This is a genomic window from Desulfosarcina widdelii, assembly GCF_009688965.1.
GTDB lineage: Bacteria > Desulfobacterota > Desulfobacteria > Desulfobacterales > Desulfosarcinaceae > Desulfosarcina > Desulfosarcina widdelii.
This window is the reverse complement of record NZ_AP021875.1, coordinates 6559407-6578752: the sequence shown is the minus strand read 5'-3', so window position 1 is coordinate 6578752 and position 19346 is coordinate 6559407. Positions and strand designations below refer to the sequence as shown.

Sequence of the window (19346 nt, the reverse complement as noted above, 5' to 3'; positions counted from 1 at the left end):
GGCCAATGTCGAGGTGTTGAAATGTTCAAATAATCACGGAATTTAGCATGGTCTTCGAAGATGAATCAAGGTGAATTTACCCCTTGACGGGAAAGCGGGGCCCCCCGCTGCCCGGATTCGGTTTCCTTTCGACAGAAAGCCGGGCCGGCAGCTTCTTTTCGACCGATGGCGAGAAAAAATTGTTTTTCCCTTGATTCCCGACAATATTTTGGGCATATTCGCATAACCTGAAGGAAACGCAGGGGAAAGGCGCTGTGAATTCTATTGACAAGGCAGGTTTGGCCATATAGGTAAGTTTGTATCCCAACATCCCTAACCTCTTATTATTACTTAAATCGTACGAAGCACGGTGAATCATCACCATGGGTTTTACGAGCGATCAGGAGAAGATATTATGACGAAGAACGCAATTGGTTCGGTTCTGGTTGTCGGCGGCGGAATATCCGGAATGCAGGCTGCGTTGGATTTGGCCGATTCCGGATACCTGGTTCATGTAGTCGAAAAATCCCCGGCCATCGGCGGGGTGATGAGTGAGCTGGACAAGACGTTTCCCACCAACGACTGCGCCATGTGAATTATCTCTCCGAAACTGGTCGAGTTCGGCCGGCATCTGAACATCAACCTGATCACATGTGCACAAGTTAAAGAGATCAAGGGAACCGAAGGCAATTTCAGCGTCACCATCGATAAGGGTCCCCGCTATATCGATGCGGCCAAGTGCACCTCCTGCGGCGATTGCGCCGAAGCCTGCCCCGTCAGCCTCCCCGACGAATACAATCAGGGCATGAGTATACGCAAAGCCACTTACAAACGCTATGCCCAGGCCATTCCCGGCGCCTTCGCCATCCAGAAAGTCGACAAGGCGCCCTGCCGTCTGGCCTGTCCGGCGGGGATCAACGTCCAGGGCTACGTGCAGATGGTGGGTCAGGGCAAATACGAAGAGGCCCTTTCCATCATCATGGAAGACCTGCCCCTGCCCGGCGTGCTGGGCCGCATCTGTCCCCATGGCTGCGAGGACGCCTGCCGCCGCTGCGAGGTGGACCAGCCCGTGGCCATCCGCGACCTGAAGCGCCTGGCCGCCGACCAGTTCGATGCCCGCAATATCGAGATCCCCATGGCGGAAAAGCGCGACGAGCGCGTGGCCATCATCGGCAGCGGCCCGGCCGGACTTTCCGCGGCCTATCAGCTGGCCCGCCGGGGCATCATGAGTACGATCTACGAAGCCCTGCCCAAGGCCGGCGGCATGCTGCGGGTGGGCATCCCGGATCACCGCCTGCCGTCCGAGGTGCTGGACCGGGACATCGAGATCATCACCAACCTGGGCGTGGAGATCAAAACCGATACCCCGCTGGGCGGGGACCTGACCGTGGACAGCCTGTTCGACCAGGGGTTCAAGGCGGTCTATCTGGCCCTGGGCGCCCACAAGGGCATCACCCTGGGCGTGCCCGGCGAACAGGCCGATGGCGTGCGCCAGGGCGTGGACTTTCTGCGGGAGGTCAACCTCACCGGCAAGGCTCCGGTGGGCAAGCACGTGGCCATCGTCGGCGGCGGCAACGTGGCCATCGACGTGGCCCGCTCGGCGGTGCGCCTGGGTGCCGAGACGGTCCAGATCGTCTACCGCCGGACCCGTGCCGAAATGCCGGCCTGGGAAGAGGAGATCCAGGCCGCCGAGACCGAAGGCGTCTCTTTGACCTACCTGGCCGCGCCCCAGGAGATCCTGGTCACGGACGGCAAGGTTTCCGGCATGCGCTGCATCCGCATGGAGCTGGGCGAACCGGACTCTTCCGGCCGCCGGCGTCCCGTGCCGGTGCCGGGCAGCGAATACGATCTTGAGATCGACCAGCTGATTCCGGCCATCGGTCAGCGTCCGGACCTGTCTTGCATCGACGAGGTCGATGGGCTGGAGTTCACCCGCTGGAGCACCACCGAAGTGGATCCCATCACTTACGCCACCGGCCGCGAAGGCGTCTTTGCCGGCGGCGATCTGCAGACCGGTCCCTGGGTGGCCATCGGGGCCATTGCCGCGGGCAAGGAGGCGGCCGAATCCATCGTGCGCTACCTGGACGGGGCCGACATGGCCGCGGGCCGGGAGCCCATCGAGCGGGAAGACCCGGTCTACCGTCCGGTGCCCGAAGGCGAGCCAGCCAAGGCCCGCGCCAGGGTCCGCGAGCTTGAACCCGAAGCCCGCCGGGGCAACTTCGACGAAGTGGAGCTGGGCCTGGACGAGGAAGCCGGCAAGGCCGAAGCCCAGCGCTGCCTGAACTGCGGCTACTGCTGCGAATGCTACCAGTGCGTGGAGGCCTGCGGGGCCGGGGCCGTCACCCTGGAAACCCACCAGGAGCAGCGCGAACTGCTGGATCTCAACGTGGGTTCGGTCATTCTGGCACCCGGTTTCACCCCCTACGATCCATCCAAGCTGGACTTTTACGGCTACGGCAAACATCCCAACGTGATCACCTCCATGCAGTTCGAGCGCCTGCTGTCCGCCTCCGGACCCACCGAAGGCCATGTGGCCCGTCCATCGGACCACAAGGAGCCTCAAAAAATCGCCTGGTTCCAATGCGTGGGATCGCGGGACCAGAACCGCTGCGACAATGCCTACTGCTCGTCGGTCTGCTGCATGTACGCCATAAAAGAGGCCGTCATCGCCAAGGAGCACGCCGGCGATGCGCTGGACTGCGCGGTCTTTTTCATGGACATGCGAACCTACGGCAAGGACTTCGAACGCTACTACGAAGGTGCCAAGGCCCAGGGCATCCGCTTTTTGCGGTCCAAAGTCCACACCGTCGCTCCCCTGCCGGACAGCGATGACCTGTCCATCCGTTATGTTACCGAAAGCGGCGAGATGGAGACGGAGACGTTCGACATGATCGTCCTTTCCGTGGGGCTGGAAACGTCCCCCGAAGTGGTCACCATGGCGCAGTCTTTAGGCGTGGGCCTCACGCCGAGCAATTTCTGCGAGACCACGACTTTTGCCCCCGTTACCACCAGCCGCTCCGGCGTTTACGTCTGCGGTGCCTTCCAGGGCCCCAAGGACATCCCCCAGGCGGTGGTCGATGCCAGCGCCTCGGCAGCCGCCGCCGGCGAGCTGCTCTGTTCGGCAAGAAACACCCAGACCCGCACCGCCGAAGTGGTGCCGGAAATCAATGTGGCCGGCGATCGTCCCCGGGTGGGGGTCTTCGTGTGCAACTGCGGTATCAACATCGCCGGGGTGGTGGACGTACCGGCCGTGCGCGATTATGCGGGCACGCTGCCCTACGTGGAATACGTAACCGACAACATGTACACCTGTTCCCAGGACACCCAGGACATCATGACCGAGATCATCAAGGAGAAAAATCTCAACCGTGTCGTGGTGGCCGCCTGCACCCCCAAAACTCACGAACCCCTTTTTCAGGAAACCCTGATCAACGCCGGTCTGAACAAATACCTGTTCGAAATGGTCAACATCCGCAACCAGGACTCCTGGGTTCACAAGAACAATCCCGACATCGCCACCCAGAAGGCCAAGGATCTGGTGCGCATGTCCGTCCAGAAGGTGGTCCTGAAACAGCCGCTGGCCGAAAACGAACTCACCGTCGGTCAGGCCACGCTGGTCATCGGCGGTGGCATCGCCGGTATGACAGCCGCCCTGAGTCTGGCCCGCCAGGGATACGAAACCCATCTGGTGGAACGCAGCGATCGGCTGGGCGGCCAGGCCAATAACCTCTACCGCACCTGGAAGGGGGAAGACATCCAGAAGCACCTGGCCGAACTGGTGGGCCAGGTGAACGCCGAAAAGAGCCTGACGGTGCACCTGAATACCGAGTTGGCCGAAGTGGAGGGTTTCGTTGGCAATTTCAAGACCGTACTGAAAACCGACGGTACTGAAGCCCCCATCGAACACGGCGTCGCCGTGGTCGCAACCGGCGCCAGCGAGCTTACCCCCAACGAATACCTTTACGGGCAAGACCCCCGGGTTGTGACCAGCCTGGAACTGGACCGTAAAATGTTGGCCGAAGATCCCATGCTGGACAGTGTGGACACGGCCGTGTTCATCCAGTGCGTGGGATCGCGCGAACCGGAACGTCCCTACTGCAGCCGGGTCTGCTGCACCCATTCCATCGAAAGCGCCCTGGCCATCAAGGAACGCAACCCGGATAGCAGCGTCTATATTCTCTACCGGGATATCCGCACCTACGGCGAGCGGGAGATTCTGTATAAGAAAGCCCGCGAAGCCGGGGTCATTTTTATCCGCTACGATCTGGAAAACAAACCCCAGGTGGTGCAGGATGGAGAGCGGCTGGCGGTGCGCGTCACCGACCACGTTCTGGGCCTGCCCATGGAAATCACCACGGACCTGGTCACCCTGGCCGCTGCCATCGTGCCTTACGCCGACGAGCAGTTGTCCCAGTTCTTCAAGATTCCGCTGAACGACGACGGTTTTTTCGTCGAGAAGCACGCCAAGCTGGGTCCCTCGGAATTCGCCACCGACGGCGTGTTCCTCTGCGGACTGGCCCACTATCCCAAATCCATCGACGAAGCCATTTCCCAGGGCAAGGCCGCTGCCGCCAGGGCCGTCACCCTCCTGGCCCAGGAAAACATTTTTACCAGCGGAGAAGTGGCCTCGGTGGATCCCCAGATGTGCTCCAGTTGCGGGGTGTGCGTATCCATTTGCCCGTATTCGGCACCCAGTTTCATCCCGGAAGACGCACGCATGTTTGCCGGCCGGGCGACGATCAACGCGGCCCTGTGCAAAGGCTGCGGCCTGTGCGTGGCTTCGTGCCGATCCGGCGCCATTCATCTGAACGGATTCGACAACAATCAGATCTTTGCCATGCTTGACGCCATTTAATAAAAGGAGAAGAACATGTCTGAGTGGGAACCGAAAATTGTAGCCTTTCTGTGCAACTGGTGCAGTTACGGCGCGGCGGATCTGGCCGGCGTAAGCCGGATGCAATATCCACCCAATATCCGGGTGATCCGCATCCCCTGCACCGGCCGCATGAGCCCCAAGTTCGCCCTGGCAGCCCTGCGCAACGGTGCCGACGGAGTGTGGGTGTCCGGGTGACATCCGGGCGACTGCCATTACCTGGAAGGTAATTACTACGCTCGGAGAAAATTTGCTTTGTTCACCAATCTTATGGAACTGATGGGAATCGAACGCGACCGCGTGCACATGTCGTGGGTGTCTTCAGCCGAAGCCACCAAATTCATCGACGTTGTGACTCAGGTGACGGACGCGGTCCGCGCCCTGGGCCCGAACACCCGATTTGTCAAACCACAGGCGAAGGTAGCGTAACATGTTAGGATACAGCGAAAAAATGAGGGAGATTGCCGGTCGCCTTCTCAGCGAGTGCAGTGTGGAGATGGTCATCGGATTTCGCAAAGGGACGATGCCGATGATGAACGAGCCGTGCTTCGTGACCCGGGAGGAAGACGTTTCCTCCCTGATCTGGGACAGCAACTGCGGCATCAACCTGGCGAACTACCTGACCAACCGCAAGGAGAAGATCGCGGTCTTCGCCAAGGGCTGCGATTCGCGCAACATCGTCAACCACATCGTCGAGAACAAGATCGGGCGCGATCAGCTGCACATCGTCGGCGTGCCCTGCACGGGCATGATCGACAGGCGCAGGATCGCTTCCCTGGTGGAGGGTGAGATCCTGGAGGTCTCCGAGACCGACACCACGGTCAAGGTCAAAACCGCGGCCGCAGAGAGCCTGTTCGACAAGGCCGAGGTGCTGCAGCAAAACTGTGCGTTGTGCATCCACCGCAATCCGGTGATCCATGACGAAATGGTGGCCGATCCGGTCGAAGAGCAAAAGGACATCGACCGCTACGCGGACATCCGCAAGATCGAGGAGATGGACGCCGCGGACAAGTGGCAGTTTTTCGAGGACCTGTTGTCCCCGTGCATTCGCTGCTACGCCTGCCGCAATGCCTGTCCGTTGTGCTACTGTCCCACCTGTTTCGTGGACGAGTCCAAGCCCCAGTGGGTGGGCAAGGGCCAGGACCCCATCGACGTGCGCACCTTCCATTTTCTGCGGGCCTATCACTGCGCCGGCCGCTGCACCGACTGCGGGGCCTGCCAGCGGGCCTGTCCGGTAGGCATCGACATGCGGATTTTGACCCGCAAACTGGAAAAAGACTGCCAGGAGCAGTTCGGCTGGGAAGCCGGTCTCTCTCTGGAACAGCGTCCGGCCCTGGATGTTTATCAGCCCAATGACCCCGGGGCTTTTATCAAATAAAGGATGAACGCTATGACGCTCGTTGCAATCGACAAAAAGAACTGGGCCGAGGGATTGACGGCGGCGGCCGACAGCTACCGGCTGTTCGGGCCGGTCAAGGAAAAAGACTGCCACCAGTTCAAGGCTTTGGAAAAAGGGCAGGCCCCGGATCTGGACATGGTCAACACCCGCCTGTCGCCCAAAGAACTGTTGTTTCCCCAGTCCGAGGTGATGCTCGAATACTCCCTGGACGAAAGCCGGGACGACCACCACATCATGAAGGAGGCGGCCAAGGATTATTCGCCCAGGGCCGTGGTGGGCATCCGGCCCTGCGACGCCAAGGCCGTTCAACTGGTGAAACTGAACTTCGACACCCCGGACGTCAAGGACCCTTACTGGCTGCGGGCCTTCGAGGCGACCACCTTCATCGGCATGGCCTGCGACGCGCCGCTGTCCACCTGCTTTTGCACCAGCACCGGCTGCGGACCTTATAACGCGGAGGGTCTGGACATTCTCGTGGCAGCCCACGACGACGGCTACCTGGCCAAAATATTCACCGAAAAAGGCCAGGCCTTTGCCGAGGCGGCCGGCTGGAACCAGGCCACGCCCGAGGCGGCGGATGCCTTCATGGCGGCCAAGCAGGCCGCCGAGGCCAAAATCGTCTCCTCGGTGCCGACCGACAAGCTGGCCGATACGGATCTGCTGGCCCTGCACGGAGCGCCGTTCTGGGACGATCTGGCCTTTGCCTGCCTGAACTGCGGGACCTGTACCTTCACCTGCCCCACCTGCTGGTGCTTCGACATCCAGGACGAGGTGCACGGTACGTCCGGGGTGCGCACGAAGAACTGGGACAGCTGCATGTTCCCCATATTCACCGTGCATACCACCGGCCACAATCCGAGGGACACCAAAACCCAGCGCGTGCGCCAGCGGTTCATGCACAAGCTCAAGTACTTCGTGGACAAGTACCAGGCCGGTATCATGTGCGTGGGCTGCGGCCGGTGTGTGCGCCAGTGCCCGGTCAACATCGACATCCGCCGGGTGTGCGAAAAGATGAACAGTTTTGCGCCGGCAGACGCCTGCGTTGCGCAGAGCTAGGGAGATAAACAATGCAAAATCCATATTTACCCTATCCGGTCCGCATCGACGACATCACGGTCGAGGCCGAAGACAAGAGCCTGAAGACCTTCAAGTTCGTCTTTCTCAACGACGGTGACGAGGAAAAATACGCATACAAGGCCGGCCAGTTCGGCGAACTCTCCATTCCCGGCAAGGGCGAGATCCCCATCGGCATCGCCTCGTCCCCGGTGGAAAAGGGGTTCGTCAAGTTCACCGTCAACCGCGCCGGGGTGGTCACCACCCACCTGCACAACATGAAGGTCGGAGACATCATGGGCCTGCGGGGGCCTCTGGGCAACTGGTATCCCTGGGAACTTCTGGAGGGCAAGAACATCCTCATCGTGGGCGGCGGGTTCGCCTTCACCACCTTGCGTTCGTCCATCGTCTACATGCTGGACCCGGCCAACCGGCCCAGGTTCGGCAACATCGACGTGGTCTACGGGGCCAGATCTCCGGGCATGCTTTTGTACAAGGACGAACTGGTGGAGTGGGAAAAGCGCGATGACATCAACATGCACATCACCGTGGATGCCACCGACGATCCGGACTGGAAATACAACGTGGGGTTCGTGCCGCCGATCACCGAGCAGAAAGCGCCCTCGGGCGGAGACGACACCTATGCCATCGTCTGCGGCCCGCCGATCATGATCAAATTCACCCAGCCGGTACTGGAAAAGCTTGGCTACGCCCACGACCACATCATCATGAGCCTGGAAAACCGGATGAAATGCGGGTTCGGGATGTGCGGCCGCTGCGGCATCGGCAAGGAACTGGTCTGCAAGGACGGACCGGTCTTCACCCTGGATCAGATCAACAAGACCCCCCGGGAATATTGATTGATTCGGGAAAATATCAATGACATCAAATTGTTTTTCCCGCGGGGTTTTTGGATTTCATATTGACATGGATGATTGAATTCGCTAATACACGTAAATTCTACAGGAGAACTTAAACGGCAGCTTGCCGGAATTACTAACAAATTTGTAAAGGAGGATTGTGTAACATGCCGACAGTCGAATTTGGTGGAAAAACTTTTACGGTAGACGAAGACGGTTTCATTGACGACTACACCAACTGGTCTGAAGAGTGGGTGCAGTACGTAAAGAAAGAAGAAGGTATCGACGAACTGAACGATGAGCACAAGAAAGTTGTCCAGGTGCTTCGCGAATACTACGAAAAGAATGGTATCGCTCCCATGGTTCGCGTGCTTTCCAAAGTCACCGGCTTCAAACTGAAACACATTTACGAGCTGTTCCCCTCAGGCCCCGGAAAGGGAGCTTGTAAGATGGCGGGTCTTCCGAAACCCACCGGTTGCGTCTAATCGCAACAACAATCCGTTTTGTAAAAAGACCCCGCTTGAAACATTCAGGCGGGGTCTTTTTTTTTGTAAGCTTTCACAGGGTGAACGCATCTGCTTTGTTCCCGGGCACTGATATGGTTGACAGTTGTCAAGAGAAAAAATAACTCCCTGCCAACTGTTTTTCAGCGGTCCTTGTCAGTGCTATGTTCCAGGGCACTCAAAGGAGCGGAACCAGAGTTGCGACGGTTGATCACTCTGATATTCGCGGATTGGATACCGCATGACATAGCTTCGTCGTGGAGCTGCCTCGGTCTTGATTCGGGAGTTCGGCCAAACGACCTATCCAATAGTGCCCTCGAGGGTTCTCCTGACCGTGGTTGCGCCCCTGTAACTGCCCTGGAACGTTGTTGGATTTGTTTGTTAAATGATCTCCGTTAGATTGTTGCCAGTTGTTCTTTGATTATCTGTTTGGGTTAGTTGTTTGCCGGTACTTCAATTTCATTTGCGATTGCCCACATGAATCCGCATAGTTCCCGTGCAATGGCCGTTACGACAACTTGTTTCGCTTTTCCTTTGTTCCATAGTCGACGGTAGCGAGAGCAAAGCCGGAGTTGCGCCTTCCACGAAATATCATAGACGGATTCTGGCAGGCCTTCTTGTCGTTTGAGCAATGCCCGGCTGACCCGGGCCGGCAGCCGATATGCCCAGGCTGCCTCGGTCAGGACACGGCGGACATGTCCATTTCCAGCTTTGGTAATCGGACCGCGCTTTGTTTTTGGACCACTGGAGTGCTCCGACGGCACCAGACCCAGATAGCTCATCAGTTCGCTTGGTGTTTGGAACCGTTTCAGGTCGCCGATCTCGGCAACGGTCGTGGCCGCCACAATTGTTGAGACACCGCGCATGCTCTGAAGTGCCTGAACAATTGGGTACAGCTGCCATTCGGGCAGTAGCTGTTGGATTTGTTCGGTCAATCGTTGTGCGCGTTCTTTGCATTGATTCACGGTGCCGATATACTCTTGCAGGACGACCTGTTGGGACTGATGAGGCATCTTGATGTCAGACAGCCAGCGCATATGGGCTATGCTCCACGGCGATCCACCCGTATAGCGGATCCCACTGCGAAGGAGGAAAGATAGCAGACGATGTTTACTTCTTTTCTCGTCATTTTTTACATCTTCCCTGGCTCGGGTCAAATCCCTGATGGCTTCGTCTTCGGCACGGGGAACGTAGACAGCGGTAAGGTTGCCGGAACGATGCAGACGGGCCAGCATCAGAGCATCGCGACGATCATTTTTGATTTGGTTTCCACTGGGCTTGGGAATCCTGGATGGTGCGACCACATCACAATCGAATCCCTGATCGGAAAGATGGCGATAGATCTGATAGCCACAAGGACCGGCTTCGTACACAAAGTGTAGTCGGTTGCCCGTGCTGACCAGTTTGCGAACGACCTTGTCCAAGGTGGAAAGAGTGCCATCGATTTTGCCATAATGACGCACTTGTCCTTTACGGCCTTCGTCAGCAATTGCGATATCAATGGAATTTTTATGGACGTCCATACCGATAAATGTGTTATGCTTTGTCATGACCTGCCTCCTTGATTTTGGCTCTGTGTTGGGGTTTATCAGACGACATCCAACATAACCCACGTTTGCAAGGATGGCAGGTTTTTTTATCCGGGATTGCTGCGGAGTCCAGCGAAAATCATCATGGCCGAGAATGGGCCCCTAAAAATGCTCGTCGGAGGTCATGATGGATTTTCGCGGGTTGCTCTCATAGATTCACCGTGTTGCTCGGTCTAAACTGTCAACCATTATGTCTTGAAGGTTGACCAAACCGTCTGCGTGCCCGGCGCCTCACATCTGCGGCACCCTGTAAAAGCTAACTGTTCAGGCAGTTGCGGCACATTGGGCATTTCAACCCCATGAACGGGTACCTTTTTTTATTTGGAGGTTCTTTATGGTACGCCTGCCCATCAAGACGAATTCCCAAACCGAAATGATCGACATCACCGCCCTGGTCCAGAAACAGGTGACCGAAAGCGGCATCACCGACGGCCTCTGCGTAGTCTTCGTTCCCCATACCACGGCAGCCGTCACCATCAACGAAAGCGCCGACCCGGCGGTGAAACACGATATACTCATGGTGCTCAACAAGATCGTTCCGTGGAAGGAGGCCTACCGCCATATGGAAGGCAATTCTCCCGCTCACCTGAAAACGTCCATTATCGGATCGTCGGAAACCATTGTCGTTGAAAAGGGCCGCCTGGTGCTGGGCACCTGGCAGGGAATCTTCTTTTGTGAATTCGACGGCCCGCGAACCCGAAAAATAGACATCCGGCTGATTCGGGCATGAAAATCGATTTCCGTATCGCTGCCGTGGTCTGCCGCTGCCCTGTGGGGCAGGTGGCCAGGAATCTGGAACGCACCCGACACTGGGCGTTTCGGGCCAGGCAATCGGGCGCTGCGATAGTCTGCTTCCCGGAAATGAATCTTACCGGATACAGCAACCGCGAGCAGATCGCTGAGCATGCCATCAGCGTCGAGGGGCCGGAAGTGGAGGCACTGCGCCGACTTGCGGTCGATGAAGAGATTTGCCTGTTGGTCGGGTTTGCGGAAAAGGCCCGCGACAAAAGGGTGTACGCCTGTCACATGGTTATCGCGCCCAGCGGTCAGACCGGCATCTACCGCAAACTTCAACTGGCGCCGCCGGAAATGGAGCACTTCATCCCCGGCGAAAGCCTGCCTGTGTTCAACTGGTCGGGCCTGCGGTTCGGCATCCAGTTGTGCTACGATGCCCATTTCCCTGAGATCGCCACCCGAATGGCGGAAGCCGAAGCCGACGTCATTTTCATTCCCCACGCCTCCCCACGCGGCGTGGCACAAGACAAACACCAGTCGTGGATGCGTCATCTTCCGGCAAGGGCGTTCGACAACGGACTTTTCGTCGTGGCCTGCAATCAAACGGGCGAAAACGGAAACGGTTTGACTTTCCCGGGCAATGCGGTGGTCTTTTCTCCCTCCGGTGAAATCATCGCAAAGCGTCTTTCAGGATCATCGGGTCTGCTCCTGGCGGACCTAAAAGCGGATCAACTCCACCACGTCCGCAACCACCGGATGCGCTATTTCTTTCCCAACCGGCGCCCCGGCTTATATCAGCAGCAGCCCCGTATCAACGAACTGGATTAATCACCGGGCGGATGATTTGATGATTCGGTCCGTATGCAGGGCAGGTGGATTGAATCATTATTGGACGTAAAATATTATACTCTCCAGCGGCGTACCCTCCTTGGAAAGAATCTCGACCATCCATTCCCCTTTCCATTCCGGCAGCAGGGTTTTTGAACTCCAGGTCCGCCAGTCAGCGTTGCGCACCGGCAGTACGACCGACGCCTTGAGTGCCCCCTGGTAGTACCAGTTATGGGTCACTTCGGTCTCTGCCTGGGCTCCGGTAACACGGGTGAAGCAAAAAACCCGCTCGGTTCCGGCAGGAATCACGTCACCGGATCCCAAAGGCATCCGATCCACGACCTCCTTGCAGATCACGGCTTCAGCCACATCGACATCCTGGGCCATCGTCACGCTGGCAACAGCCAGCAATCCTGCCAGGGCAACCATCAGAACGAATGCTCGACGGGTGTTCATCTTTCCCTCCTATGCGATTGGGTTGAACGGTTGATTAAAAAATGATTCCGTAAGAAATAAGGCTAAAATCTGAAGCCCATCGTCCGGCTTCTATTTTAATTGCCGCACCGATCCTTGGCCCGGACCAGGCCATAGGTCCCGTTTTTCCTGACCAGATCGATGCCGAACATCCGGATGGTTTCGGCCAGCGGGCGGCCGAAGACAAACGCCAGTAATTCTGCATCCAGGCCGCCTTTTTCCACAGCCAGTTGCCGGATATGGGTATCATAGCGTAGCGTCTCCAATATCGCTTCTTCCTGCTTATAAGCGTCGTTTTGCAACGTGCCTCCATACACCCATGCGCCCAGTTTCGCATAGCTGCAGCGCTGTTCATGATCTTCAATCAGTTCCCACAGCCCCGCAACCGTCGCCAGCAGATCCCGACGCGTCAACCGCGCCTTGTCGTAAATCTTTTCGATGGGGCCCGTGTCCCGGCAATTCAGCACCCGGCACTCCAGCGGCCGATCATCGTAAATCCGACACCCGTGATCCTGACGGTCATAGAACAGGCAGGTCCACTTGCCGGCCTGCCCTTTGATCTTGACGATCTCTTCGGCCAGCGGTGCAATGCTACCCCGGATGTCGTCCCGAACCAGTTCCCCGCGCCGGATCGTGTACAGGCTCGTTGCGGGGATGCTGCCGCTTTCCACAAGGGGGCGGTCTTCATGATGCAGACCGGGGCCGCCCTTTTCGCAGCAGGTGCCGCAGCGCCGACAGCCGGTATCGTGCTCCTTGCCGTTCATGGACATTGTAGTGGCGTCTTTCTGCCGGAAGGTTCATGCCGCACGGGAGTGCCACCGAATAGATGCCGCAGGTCATCCGTAACCAGGTAGAAACACGGCACCAGAAGCAGGGTGATCACCGTGGCGAAGAGAATCCCGAACCCCAGCGAAACCGCCATGGGGATGAGAAATCGAGCCTGCCGGGAAGTCTCGAAAATCATTGGTGCCAACCCGCCGAAGGTGGTCAGGGTGGTCAGCAAAATCGGGCGAAAACGGTGAATCCCGGCATTATGGATGGCATCATGGGCATTGTTGCCGCCCATCCGACGCCGGTTGGCGAAATCAATCAGCACCAGCGAGTCGTTGATCACCACGCCCGACAGCGCCACCACGCCGAACATGCTCATCACGCTCAGGCTGTACCCCATGATCATATGGCCGATGACCGCACCCACAATGCCGAAAGGAATGGCAACCATGATGATGACCGGCTGAATAAAACTGTTAAAGGGAACGGCCAGCATGGCGTAGATCACCAGCAGGGCAAACAAGAGCCCGGTCATCAGGCTCTGCATGCTTTCCCGCCGGTCTGCCTGCCGACCTTCAAAGCTGTAGGTCAGCCCCGGATACTTCTCCTGCAAAGAAGGAAGGGTCTCCTCCATCAACGAGGCCATCACCCGATCCGCCTGGCTGCGCGGCCGGACATCGGCGCTTACGGTAACAACCCGGCGACCGTTGCGGCGATCAATCGTAGTATACGCCCGGCCCTGACGAATGTCGACGGCCTCCAACAGCGGTATTTCCTTGCCGGCCGGCGTCATGAGAATCATCTGCTCCAGGTCGTTTTCAGAGACGCGTTCGCTTTTGGGCAGCCGCACCATCACCTTGACTTCATTGCGTCCCCGTTGCTGCCGCAGGGCCTCGGCACCGTAGTAGGCGTATCTCAGTTGCCGGGCCACGTCCTGGGCCCGCAGCCCCAGGCTCCGCGCTTCCGGCCGGATCTTGAAATCAAGCTGACGTTTGCCCGGTGAATAGCCGTCGTCAATGTCACTGACATTGGGGTAGAAGCCCAAGGTTTCGGCCACTTCGGCACTGGCACGGGCAAGGATATCCACTCGGCGGTGGCTCAATTCCACGGAGATGGCGGCGCCACGTCCCGGCCCGCCAGCGTCGGACTCGAACTTGAGCCATTCCAGCCCTGCGATGGCACCCACCCGCTCCCGCCACAAACCCGTCAATTTCGCCGTAGAGATGGGCCGCTGTCCGGGTGGGGTCAGGTAAACTCTCACCGTGGTTTCATTGCCGTCCACAATGGCGAAAATCCCCTCCACAAGACGCTCGCCGCCGTTTTCGGCAGCCGTCTCGCGGGCCGCCTGGACCAGCATCTGCTGGACAGCTTTGGTTTTCTGAACGGCAGTGCCGTACGGCAGCACCGCCGTGGCCAGAGCATAATCGGATTCGATCTTGGGGAACAGTTCAAAGCCCATGCGGCCACTTTTGACGAAACTGACCGTGAGCATCAGGACCACGGCACCAATGGTGATGACGATGTAGCGCTGCCGGAGTGCAAAATCGAGCAGAGGGCCGTAGCGGGTGCGCACGAAATGGGCAAAATGGTTGCTGAAACGTTCCTGCTGTTTCAGGATCCAGCCGAACAAACCGGTTTCCGGGCGAGGCTTGCGATGGCCGATATGGGCCGGCAAGATCAGCAGGCTTTCGATAAGCGAGATGGCGAAAACCGCCACCACGACCACGGGGATCTGGCGGAAGACTTTGCCCATGATGCCGGAGACGAAAAAAAGCGGGGTGAAGGCCACGATATTGGTCAATACGCTGAAGGTCACCGGCATGGCAATTTCGCGGGTTCCGGCGATGGCCGCCGCAAGCCAGGGTTTTCCCTCTTGACGGTGGTGATACATGTTCTCCCCGGCCACAATGGCATCGTCGACCACGATTCCCAGGGTAACGATGAAGGCGAACATGGACATCACATTGATGCTCACCCCCGCCGCGGGCAGGAAAAAGAGCGAGCCGAGAATGGAGATGGGAATTCCCATGCTGACCCAGAAGGCAAGACGCGGTTCGAGAAAAATGGCCAGCAGGACGAAAACCAGGCCAAGCCCGAAATAGCCGTTGCGCAGCATGAGGTCCATACGCTGGCGATAGATGTCGGATCGGTCGTTGCGGGGCACCAGGCTGATGCCCGGAGGGAGATCCTGCCGGATTTCGATCAGTTTTTCTCGGACGATATCGGAAACTTCAAGGGGCGTCTGCGAACCGACCCGGTAGACATCGATCAGGATGGCCTCTTGGCCGTTGTAAGTGGCGAAGCTGTCCGTGTCCTCGAACCCGTCCACCACTTCTGCGATATCTCCGAGCAGGACCCGGCTGCCGTCATTGGTGGTGATGATGGGGATACGTGCGAACTGGGGGCCGTAATCCCGGCGCTCAGTCATGCGCACCAGCACATCGCCGCTGTCGGTTTTGATGGAACCGCCGGGAAGCTCAACGGCGGCACGCCGAATGATCCCGGCGATCTCTTCAAGTGTCAGTCCGTACGCCCTCAAGGTGGACTGGGGAACGGAGACGCTGATCTCATAATCCCGGATCCCGGACAGTTCCACCTGGGTAATGCCCGGATCCTGCAGCAAGCGGTCACGCACCGTCTCTGCCGTTTCCCGCAGGATATGCTCCCCCTGGTTGCCGAACAGCGCCAGCGAAACCACGTAACGCCGGCGCTGGGCGATGGCGATCCGGGCATCTTCGGCCTCTTCGGGGAAAGAAGTGATCCGGTCCACGGCGTTTTGAATATCCTGGGCCACGCGCTGGATGTTTTTGCCTTCGACAACCTCCACGGTAATCCTGGCGCTGCCCTCGCTGGCCACGGCGGTCACTTCCTTGATGTCGTCAAGTCCCTGGATGGCCTCTTCGATGGCCAGAATGATTCCCCGCTCCACCTCTTCGGGGCTGGCCCCGGGATAGGGCATACTGATGGTTACGGTATCCAGCTCAAAATCAGGAAAGACCTCTTTTTTAATCTTGCCGGAAAAAATCAGCCCCCCCACCAGAAAAACAACCATCAGCAGGTTGGCGGCGACCGTATGCCCGGCCATCCATGAGATCGGCCCGGACTGCCGGCGGTTGCCTTCGGCTTCGGGGAAAAGCTGCTGCCTATCCATCAGTGCGCTCCCGGCTTTTTGGTCGAGCGGACTCGACCGCGGACCCGTCGGCGTCGGCAGGACTCTCCTTAAGCTGCATACCGGCCACCGGCGTGGAAAGATCCGACACGATCAACCGGTCGCCGGCTTCGATGCTGTCTTGCACCAGCACATGATCGGCATCCCGCCATATGGTCTCTACCGGGATGATGCGCAACGCGTTGTCCTCGCCAAGAATCCAGATGCTGCTGTTATCGCGCAGGGCGGCCCGGGGAATGCGATAGACATCGTCGATGGTCCGTCCCTGGATCTCGACCCGGACATATTCGCCGATCAGCATGGGAGGCCCGCTTGGCGGATGGTCGCCCTTCAGCCCCAGGGGATCTTCGACCGAAACCAGAATACGGGCCATGCGGCCTTCGGTTTCCAGGTCACTGAGCAGTCGGGCCACGGTTCCCCTGCGCCGGTGGCCCCGGTAGAAGACGGTAACCGCAGCCCCCTTTTCCGTTCGACTGCGGGGAACCCGGATCCAGGCCAGTCGCTCGATCGGCAGCGAAACCTGGACCCAGTATTCGTCGGTACCCACCAGTTCGGCCAGGGCATCCTGGGTAGAAACCTGCGAGCCGATGGCCACATGCTTTTCCCGAACGATGGCGTTGAACGGCGCAATCACATCGGTCCTCGCCAGATCCAATCGGGCCTGTTCAAGTTCGGCCCGGGCGGCGACCAGATCGGACTGGGCTTTGGCCAGATGGGGTTTGCGCAAGGCCAGTTCCGCATCCTGGGCATCCGCCGATTGCCCTGGATTGAGCAGGGACCACTCGCGCCGGGCCACATCCTGATACCCCATTTCCACCTTCAGGGCATACTCGGCATCGACTACGGCGCTCTCCTGCCGGGTGATCGCCAGCCGATAATCTTCGTCGTCGATTTTCACGATCTTTTCACCGGAGCGGATCAATCCTCCTTCGACAAACTCCGGGCTTATGGATTGAATCTCTCCGGCCACGCGGGTCTTCAGCGTGATCTCCCGGGCCGGAATCACCGACCCCATGGCCGCCACACTCACCTGATGGTTATCTTTGACCAGCGGTTGCGTACGGACCAGGGGGATGGTCCTTTGGGGCGGCCGCTTCTGGGCTCGGGGCGCCGTTTTGCGAATATAACCGGCCCCGGCGATCCCTATGGCAAGGATGATGACACAAACGATCAGGGTCCGCAACCAAACGAGCTGACGGACCGGCGGCCTTTCATTCGGCCCACAATGGCCTTCATTGGGTGCGTTCATTTTCTTTTATCCTTGTCCAGCAACCTCTGGACTGCGGTCTATCGAATTCGTATCGGACATGCCTGCCCAGCTGCCGCCAAGCACCCGGTAAAGGCCGATACGATATCGAACCAATGCTTCACGCTGTTCTATCATGTCCCGTTCGAGATCCTGAACGGCAATGAGTTGGGTCAACACCGGCAGGTAATCGCTCAAGCCGCGCCGGTAGCGGGCAAGAGCCTCTTCAAATCCCCTTTGGGCGGCGGTCATCACCGCTTTCAGCGCCTCAATGTGCTCCCGCTGGCGGATCTCGCGTTCCAAAGCGTCCTCAACCTCTTTGACCGCCGTCAGTACGACGCGCCGATAGGCCCATAGGTTTTCATCCACGGTAGCCTGTATCCGATCTACTTCGGCCGCACGCCGGCCAGCGTCGAAAATTGGCGCCGTCAAATTGGCGGCCAGGCTCAGCAGCCAGGTGTCGAAAAGCAGGTCCAGTTCTTCGGGGCCGTACTGGGCTCCGGCGCCGACACGAAGCGCCGGGAGGCGATTGGCGCGCGCTTCGGCCAGTTGCCAGTCGGCAGCCTGAAGTCGCATGCCGGCGGCCCGGACATCGGGTCGGGCCGCCAGAAGGTCGGCCGGCAGGCCGAGCGGGGGAAGCTGGCCGATAGTCGGCATCGTTTTCTGATTCAATTTTAGATTTGACTTGGGCGGCCGCCCAAGCAGCACGGCCAGTTCATGCATGAGCAATTGTATCTCGGCTTCGACCAACGGAATTTTGGCCCGCACGTTTTCGACCACCTGTTTCTGCTGATAGACGTCCAGGGCCGAAACCATGGCTTTTCTGAACCGCAGTTCGATGAGTTCCAGGAAAGTCGAATTGCTGGAAAGCTGTTTTTCCAGCAGTTGTTTCTGAAGCCTCTGGGAGAGAATTTGCACCCATCGCAGGGCTACCTCGGCAGCCAGTGACACGGCGGCTGCATGCAGATCAGCCTCGGTCGCCTTCACATCCAGCAGCGCGGCTTCCCGCTGGCTTCTCACGCGCCCCCAGAGATCAATCTCATAGCTGGCGGTCAAACCGAGTTCATAGCTTTGATTCCCCACAGAACCGCTCGATCCGCCGGCTGTATCCTTCCGGGTGGTTTCTGCGGACCCGAATGCTTCCAGCTCCGGATAGAGGCCGGCGCCGGCCTGAACTGCAGCAGCCCTGGCCTGCTGCAGCCGAGACCAGGACTCGCTTAGGGAAAAATTATCCGTCAGGGCCACATCGATCAGGCGGTTGAGTTCCGGCGAACCCATTTCATCCCACCACGGCAACGGGGATCTCGCTTCCACACTGTAAAGGGAGTAGCCGTCGGGCAGTTCACCGGGTGCATCCGGCCTGGCAGCCGGTTCAAACGGACTGCAGGCAGTCAACATCATGATGCACGCAAACAGAATCAAAGGATATAAACACCGCGACTGCATGGATAGATACCCGCCTGCATCATTTTTAATGGCTCCCGTTCCTGAGAACCGAAATTCTTTCTAATTTCGATAATATAAGCGCCGAACAGCTGGCTGCAAGTTTTAAAAAACTGATTTATCACCCCGGTTTGATGGAAACAAGTCCTAACATGGGGGCGAAAACCGATAAACGGCCGGCTTTCCGGTAATCGGGACCAGAAGGTTGGTAAAAAGCTTTTGAGGTGGCAGGAAATTCAATACTTGTATTTTACAGGTGGTTAATACATATTTTTTTAGTATTGGGATTTTCAATCACTTGCTATAAGGTTATTTAAATTGCTATTTCCCTTGAACTCAACTTGAACGGATACGGCCTCCTCTGGCTACATCGGGCTGCCGCAAGCTTACGGCGAAACGGCTTTAAGTTTGTTGAACGCAATGG

14 protein-coding genes are annotated in these 19346 nt (G+C 58.3%); 8 read left to right on the top strand and 6 right to left on the bottom strand.

Features of this window, described 5'->3' with window-relative positions:
• The first annotated feature begins 394 nt into the window (after positions 1 to 394).
• The 6 genes from GN111_RS30090 to GN111_RS30065 all read left to right on the top strand — a co-directional run bounded on the left by GN111_RS30090 (position 395) and on the right by GN111_RS30065 (position 8649).
• Positions 395 to 4834, top strand: coding sequence for an FAD-dependent oxidoreductase (locus GN111_RS30090; protein ID WP_155307292.1), 4440 nt, complete (start codon positions 395 to 397; stop codon positions 4832 to 4834).
• A gap of 15 nt (positions 4835 to 4849) precedes the next feature.
• On the top strand, positions 4850 to 5281 hold the full coding sequence (locus GN111_RS30085) for a hydrogenase iron-sulfur subunit (RefSeq protein ID WP_155307291.1): 432 nt from the start codon (positions 4850 to 4852) through the stop codon (positions 5279 to 5281).
• Between the two features lies 1 nt (position 5282).
• Entirely contained in the window at positions 5283 to 6230 is a 948-nt protein-coding gene (locus GN111_RS30080) for a 4Fe-4S dicluster domain-containing protein (RefSeq protein WP_155306098.1), read from the top strand.
• A gap of 12 nt (positions 6231 to 6242) precedes the next feature.
• Positions 6243 to 7307, top strand: coding sequence for a 4Fe-4S dicluster domain-containing protein (locus GN111_RS30075; protein ID WP_155307290.1), 1065 nt, complete (start codon positions 6243 to 6245; stop codon positions 7305 to 7307).
• An 11-nt stretch (positions 7308 to 7318) separates the two neighbouring features.
• On the top strand, positions 7319 to 8164 hold the full coding sequence (locus tag GN111_RS30070; RefSeq protein ID WP_155306100.1) for an FAD/NAD(P)-binding protein: 846 nt from the start codon (positions 7319 to 7321) through the stop codon (positions 8162 to 8164).
• A gap of 167 nt (positions 8165 to 8331) precedes the next feature.
• A complete protein-coding gene (locus tag GN111_RS30065; RefSeq protein ID WP_155307289.1) occupies positions 8332 to 8649 on the top strand; it encodes a TusE/DsrC/DsvC family sulfur relay protein in 318 nt (105 codons plus the stop codon).
• A gap of 452 nt (positions 8650 to 9101) precedes the next feature.
• Here GN111_RS30065 and GN111_RS30060 read toward each other — a convergent pair whose 3' ends face one another.
• A complete protein-coding gene (locus GN111_RS30060) occupies positions 9102 to 10217 on the bottom strand; it encodes an IS110 family RNA-guided transposase (protein ID WP_155307288.1) in 1116 nt (371 codons plus the stop codon).
• Between the two features lie 373 nt (positions 10218 to 10590).
• On the opposite strand from GN111_RS30060, the gene GN111_RS30055 reads away from it, so the two are divergent.
• Both GN111_RS30055 and GN111_RS30050 read left to right on the top strand, forming a co-directional pair.
• Positions 10591 to 10986, top strand: a complete 396-nt coding sequence (locus GN111_RS30055) for a secondary thiamine-phosphate synthase enzyme YjbQ (RefSeq protein ID WP_155307287.1) — start codon at positions 10591 to 10593, stop codon at positions 10984 to 10986.
• Positions 10983 to 11819, top strand: coding sequence for a nitrilase-related carbon-nitrogen hydrolase (locus GN111_RS30050; RefSeq protein WP_155307286.1), 837 nt, complete (start codon positions 10983 to 10985; stop codon positions 11817 to 11819). The genes GN111_RS30055 and GN111_RS30050 overlap by 4 nt, the downstream gene beginning before the upstream one ends.
• A 57-nt stretch (positions 11820 to 11876) precedes the next feature.
• On the opposite strand, the gene GN111_RS30045 is transcribed toward GN111_RS30050, so the two are convergent.
• From GN111_RS30045 to GN111_RS30025, 5 genes are all read right to left on the bottom strand, one after another.
• A complete protein-coding gene (locus tag GN111_RS30045) occupies positions 11877 to 12275 on the bottom strand; it encodes a DUF2914 domain-containing protein (protein WP_197740458.1) in 399 nt (132 codons plus the stop codon).
• A gap of 95 nt (positions 12276 to 12370) precedes the next feature.
• On the bottom strand, positions 12371 to 13063 hold the full coding sequence (locus tag GN111_RS30040) for a YkgJ family cysteine cluster protein (protein WP_155307285.1): 693 nt from the start codon (positions 13061 to 13063) through the stop codon (positions 12371 to 12373).
• On the bottom strand, positions 13054 to 16215 hold the full coding sequence (locus GN111_RS30035) for an efflux RND transporter permease subunit (RefSeq protein ID WP_155307284.1): 3162 nt from the start codon (positions 16213 to 16215) through the stop codon (positions 13054 to 13056). The genes GN111_RS30040 and GN111_RS30035 overlap by 10 nt, the downstream gene beginning before the upstream one ends.
• Positions 16208 to 17482: an efflux RND transporter periplasmic adaptor subunit gene (locus tag GN111_RS30030; protein WP_155307283.1), complete on the bottom strand. Its 1275-nt coding sequence runs from the start codon at positions 17480 to 17482 to the stop codon at positions 16208 to 16210. Before GN111_RS30030 ends, GN111_RS30035 begins: the two co-directional genes overlap by 8 nt.
• 6 nt (positions 17483 to 17488) lie before the next feature.
• The gene (locus GN111_RS30025) at positions 17489 to 18880 is read right to left on the bottom strand and encodes an efflux transporter outer membrane subunit (protein WP_170302523.1); all 1392 of its coding nucleotides are present in this window, start codon (positions 18878 to 18880) and stop codon (positions 17489 to 17491) included.
• Between the last annotated feature and the right edge of the window lie 466 nt (positions 18881 to 19346).

What these genes read in the sequence shown, in the direction of transcription:
- GN111_RS30080 (WP_155306098.1), top strand. Translation starts at nt 5,283, where the DNA reads ATGTTAGGATACAGCGAAAAAATGAGGGAGATTGCCGGTCGCCTTCTC.
- GN111_RS30075 (WP_155307290.1), top strand. Translation starts at nt 6,243, where the DNA reads ATGACGCTCGTTGCAATCGACAAAAAGAACTGGGCCGAGGGATTGACG.
- GN111_RS30070 (WP_155306100.1), top strand. Translation starts at nt 7,319, where the DNA reads ATGCAAAATCCATATTTACCCTATCCGGTCCGCATCGACGACATCACG.
- GN111_RS30065 (WP_155307289.1), top strand. Translation starts at nt 8,332, where the DNA reads ATGCCGACAGTCGAATTTGGTGGAAAAACTTTTACGGTAGACGAAGAC.
- GN111_RS30060 (WP_155307288.1), bottom strand. Translation starts at nt 10,217, where the DNA reads ATGACAAAGCATAACACATTTATCGGTATGGACGTCCATAAAAATTCC.
- GN111_RS30055 (WP_155307287.1), top strand. Translation starts at nt 10,591, where the DNA reads ATGGTACGCCTGCCCATCAAGACGAATTCCCAAACCGAAATGATCGAC.
- GN111_RS30050 (WP_155307286.1), top strand. Translation starts at nt 10,983, where the DNA reads ATGAAAATCGATTTCCGTATCGCTGCCGTGGTCTGCCGCTGCCCTGTG.
- GN111_RS30045 (WP_197740458.1), bottom strand. Translation starts at nt 12,275, where the DNA reads ATGAACACCCGTCGAGCATTCGTTCTGATGGTTGCCCTGGCAGGATTG.
- GN111_RS30040 (WP_155307285.1), bottom strand. Translation starts at nt 13,063, where the DNA reads ATGTCCATGAACGGCAAGGAGCACGATACCGGCTGTCGGCGCTGCGGC.
- GN111_RS30035 (WP_155307284.1), bottom strand. Translation starts at nt 16,215, where the DNA reads ATGGATAGGCAGCAGCTTTTCCCCGAAGCCGAAGGCAACCGCCGGCAG.
- GN111_RS30030 (WP_155307283.1), bottom strand. Translation starts at nt 17,482, where the DNA reads ATGAACGCACCCAATGAAGGCCATTGTGGGCCGAATGAAAGGCCGCCG.
- GN111_RS30025 (WP_170302523.1), bottom strand. Translation starts at nt 18,880, where the DNA reads ATGATGTTGACTGCCTGCAGTCCGTTTGAACCGGCTGCCAGGCCGGAT.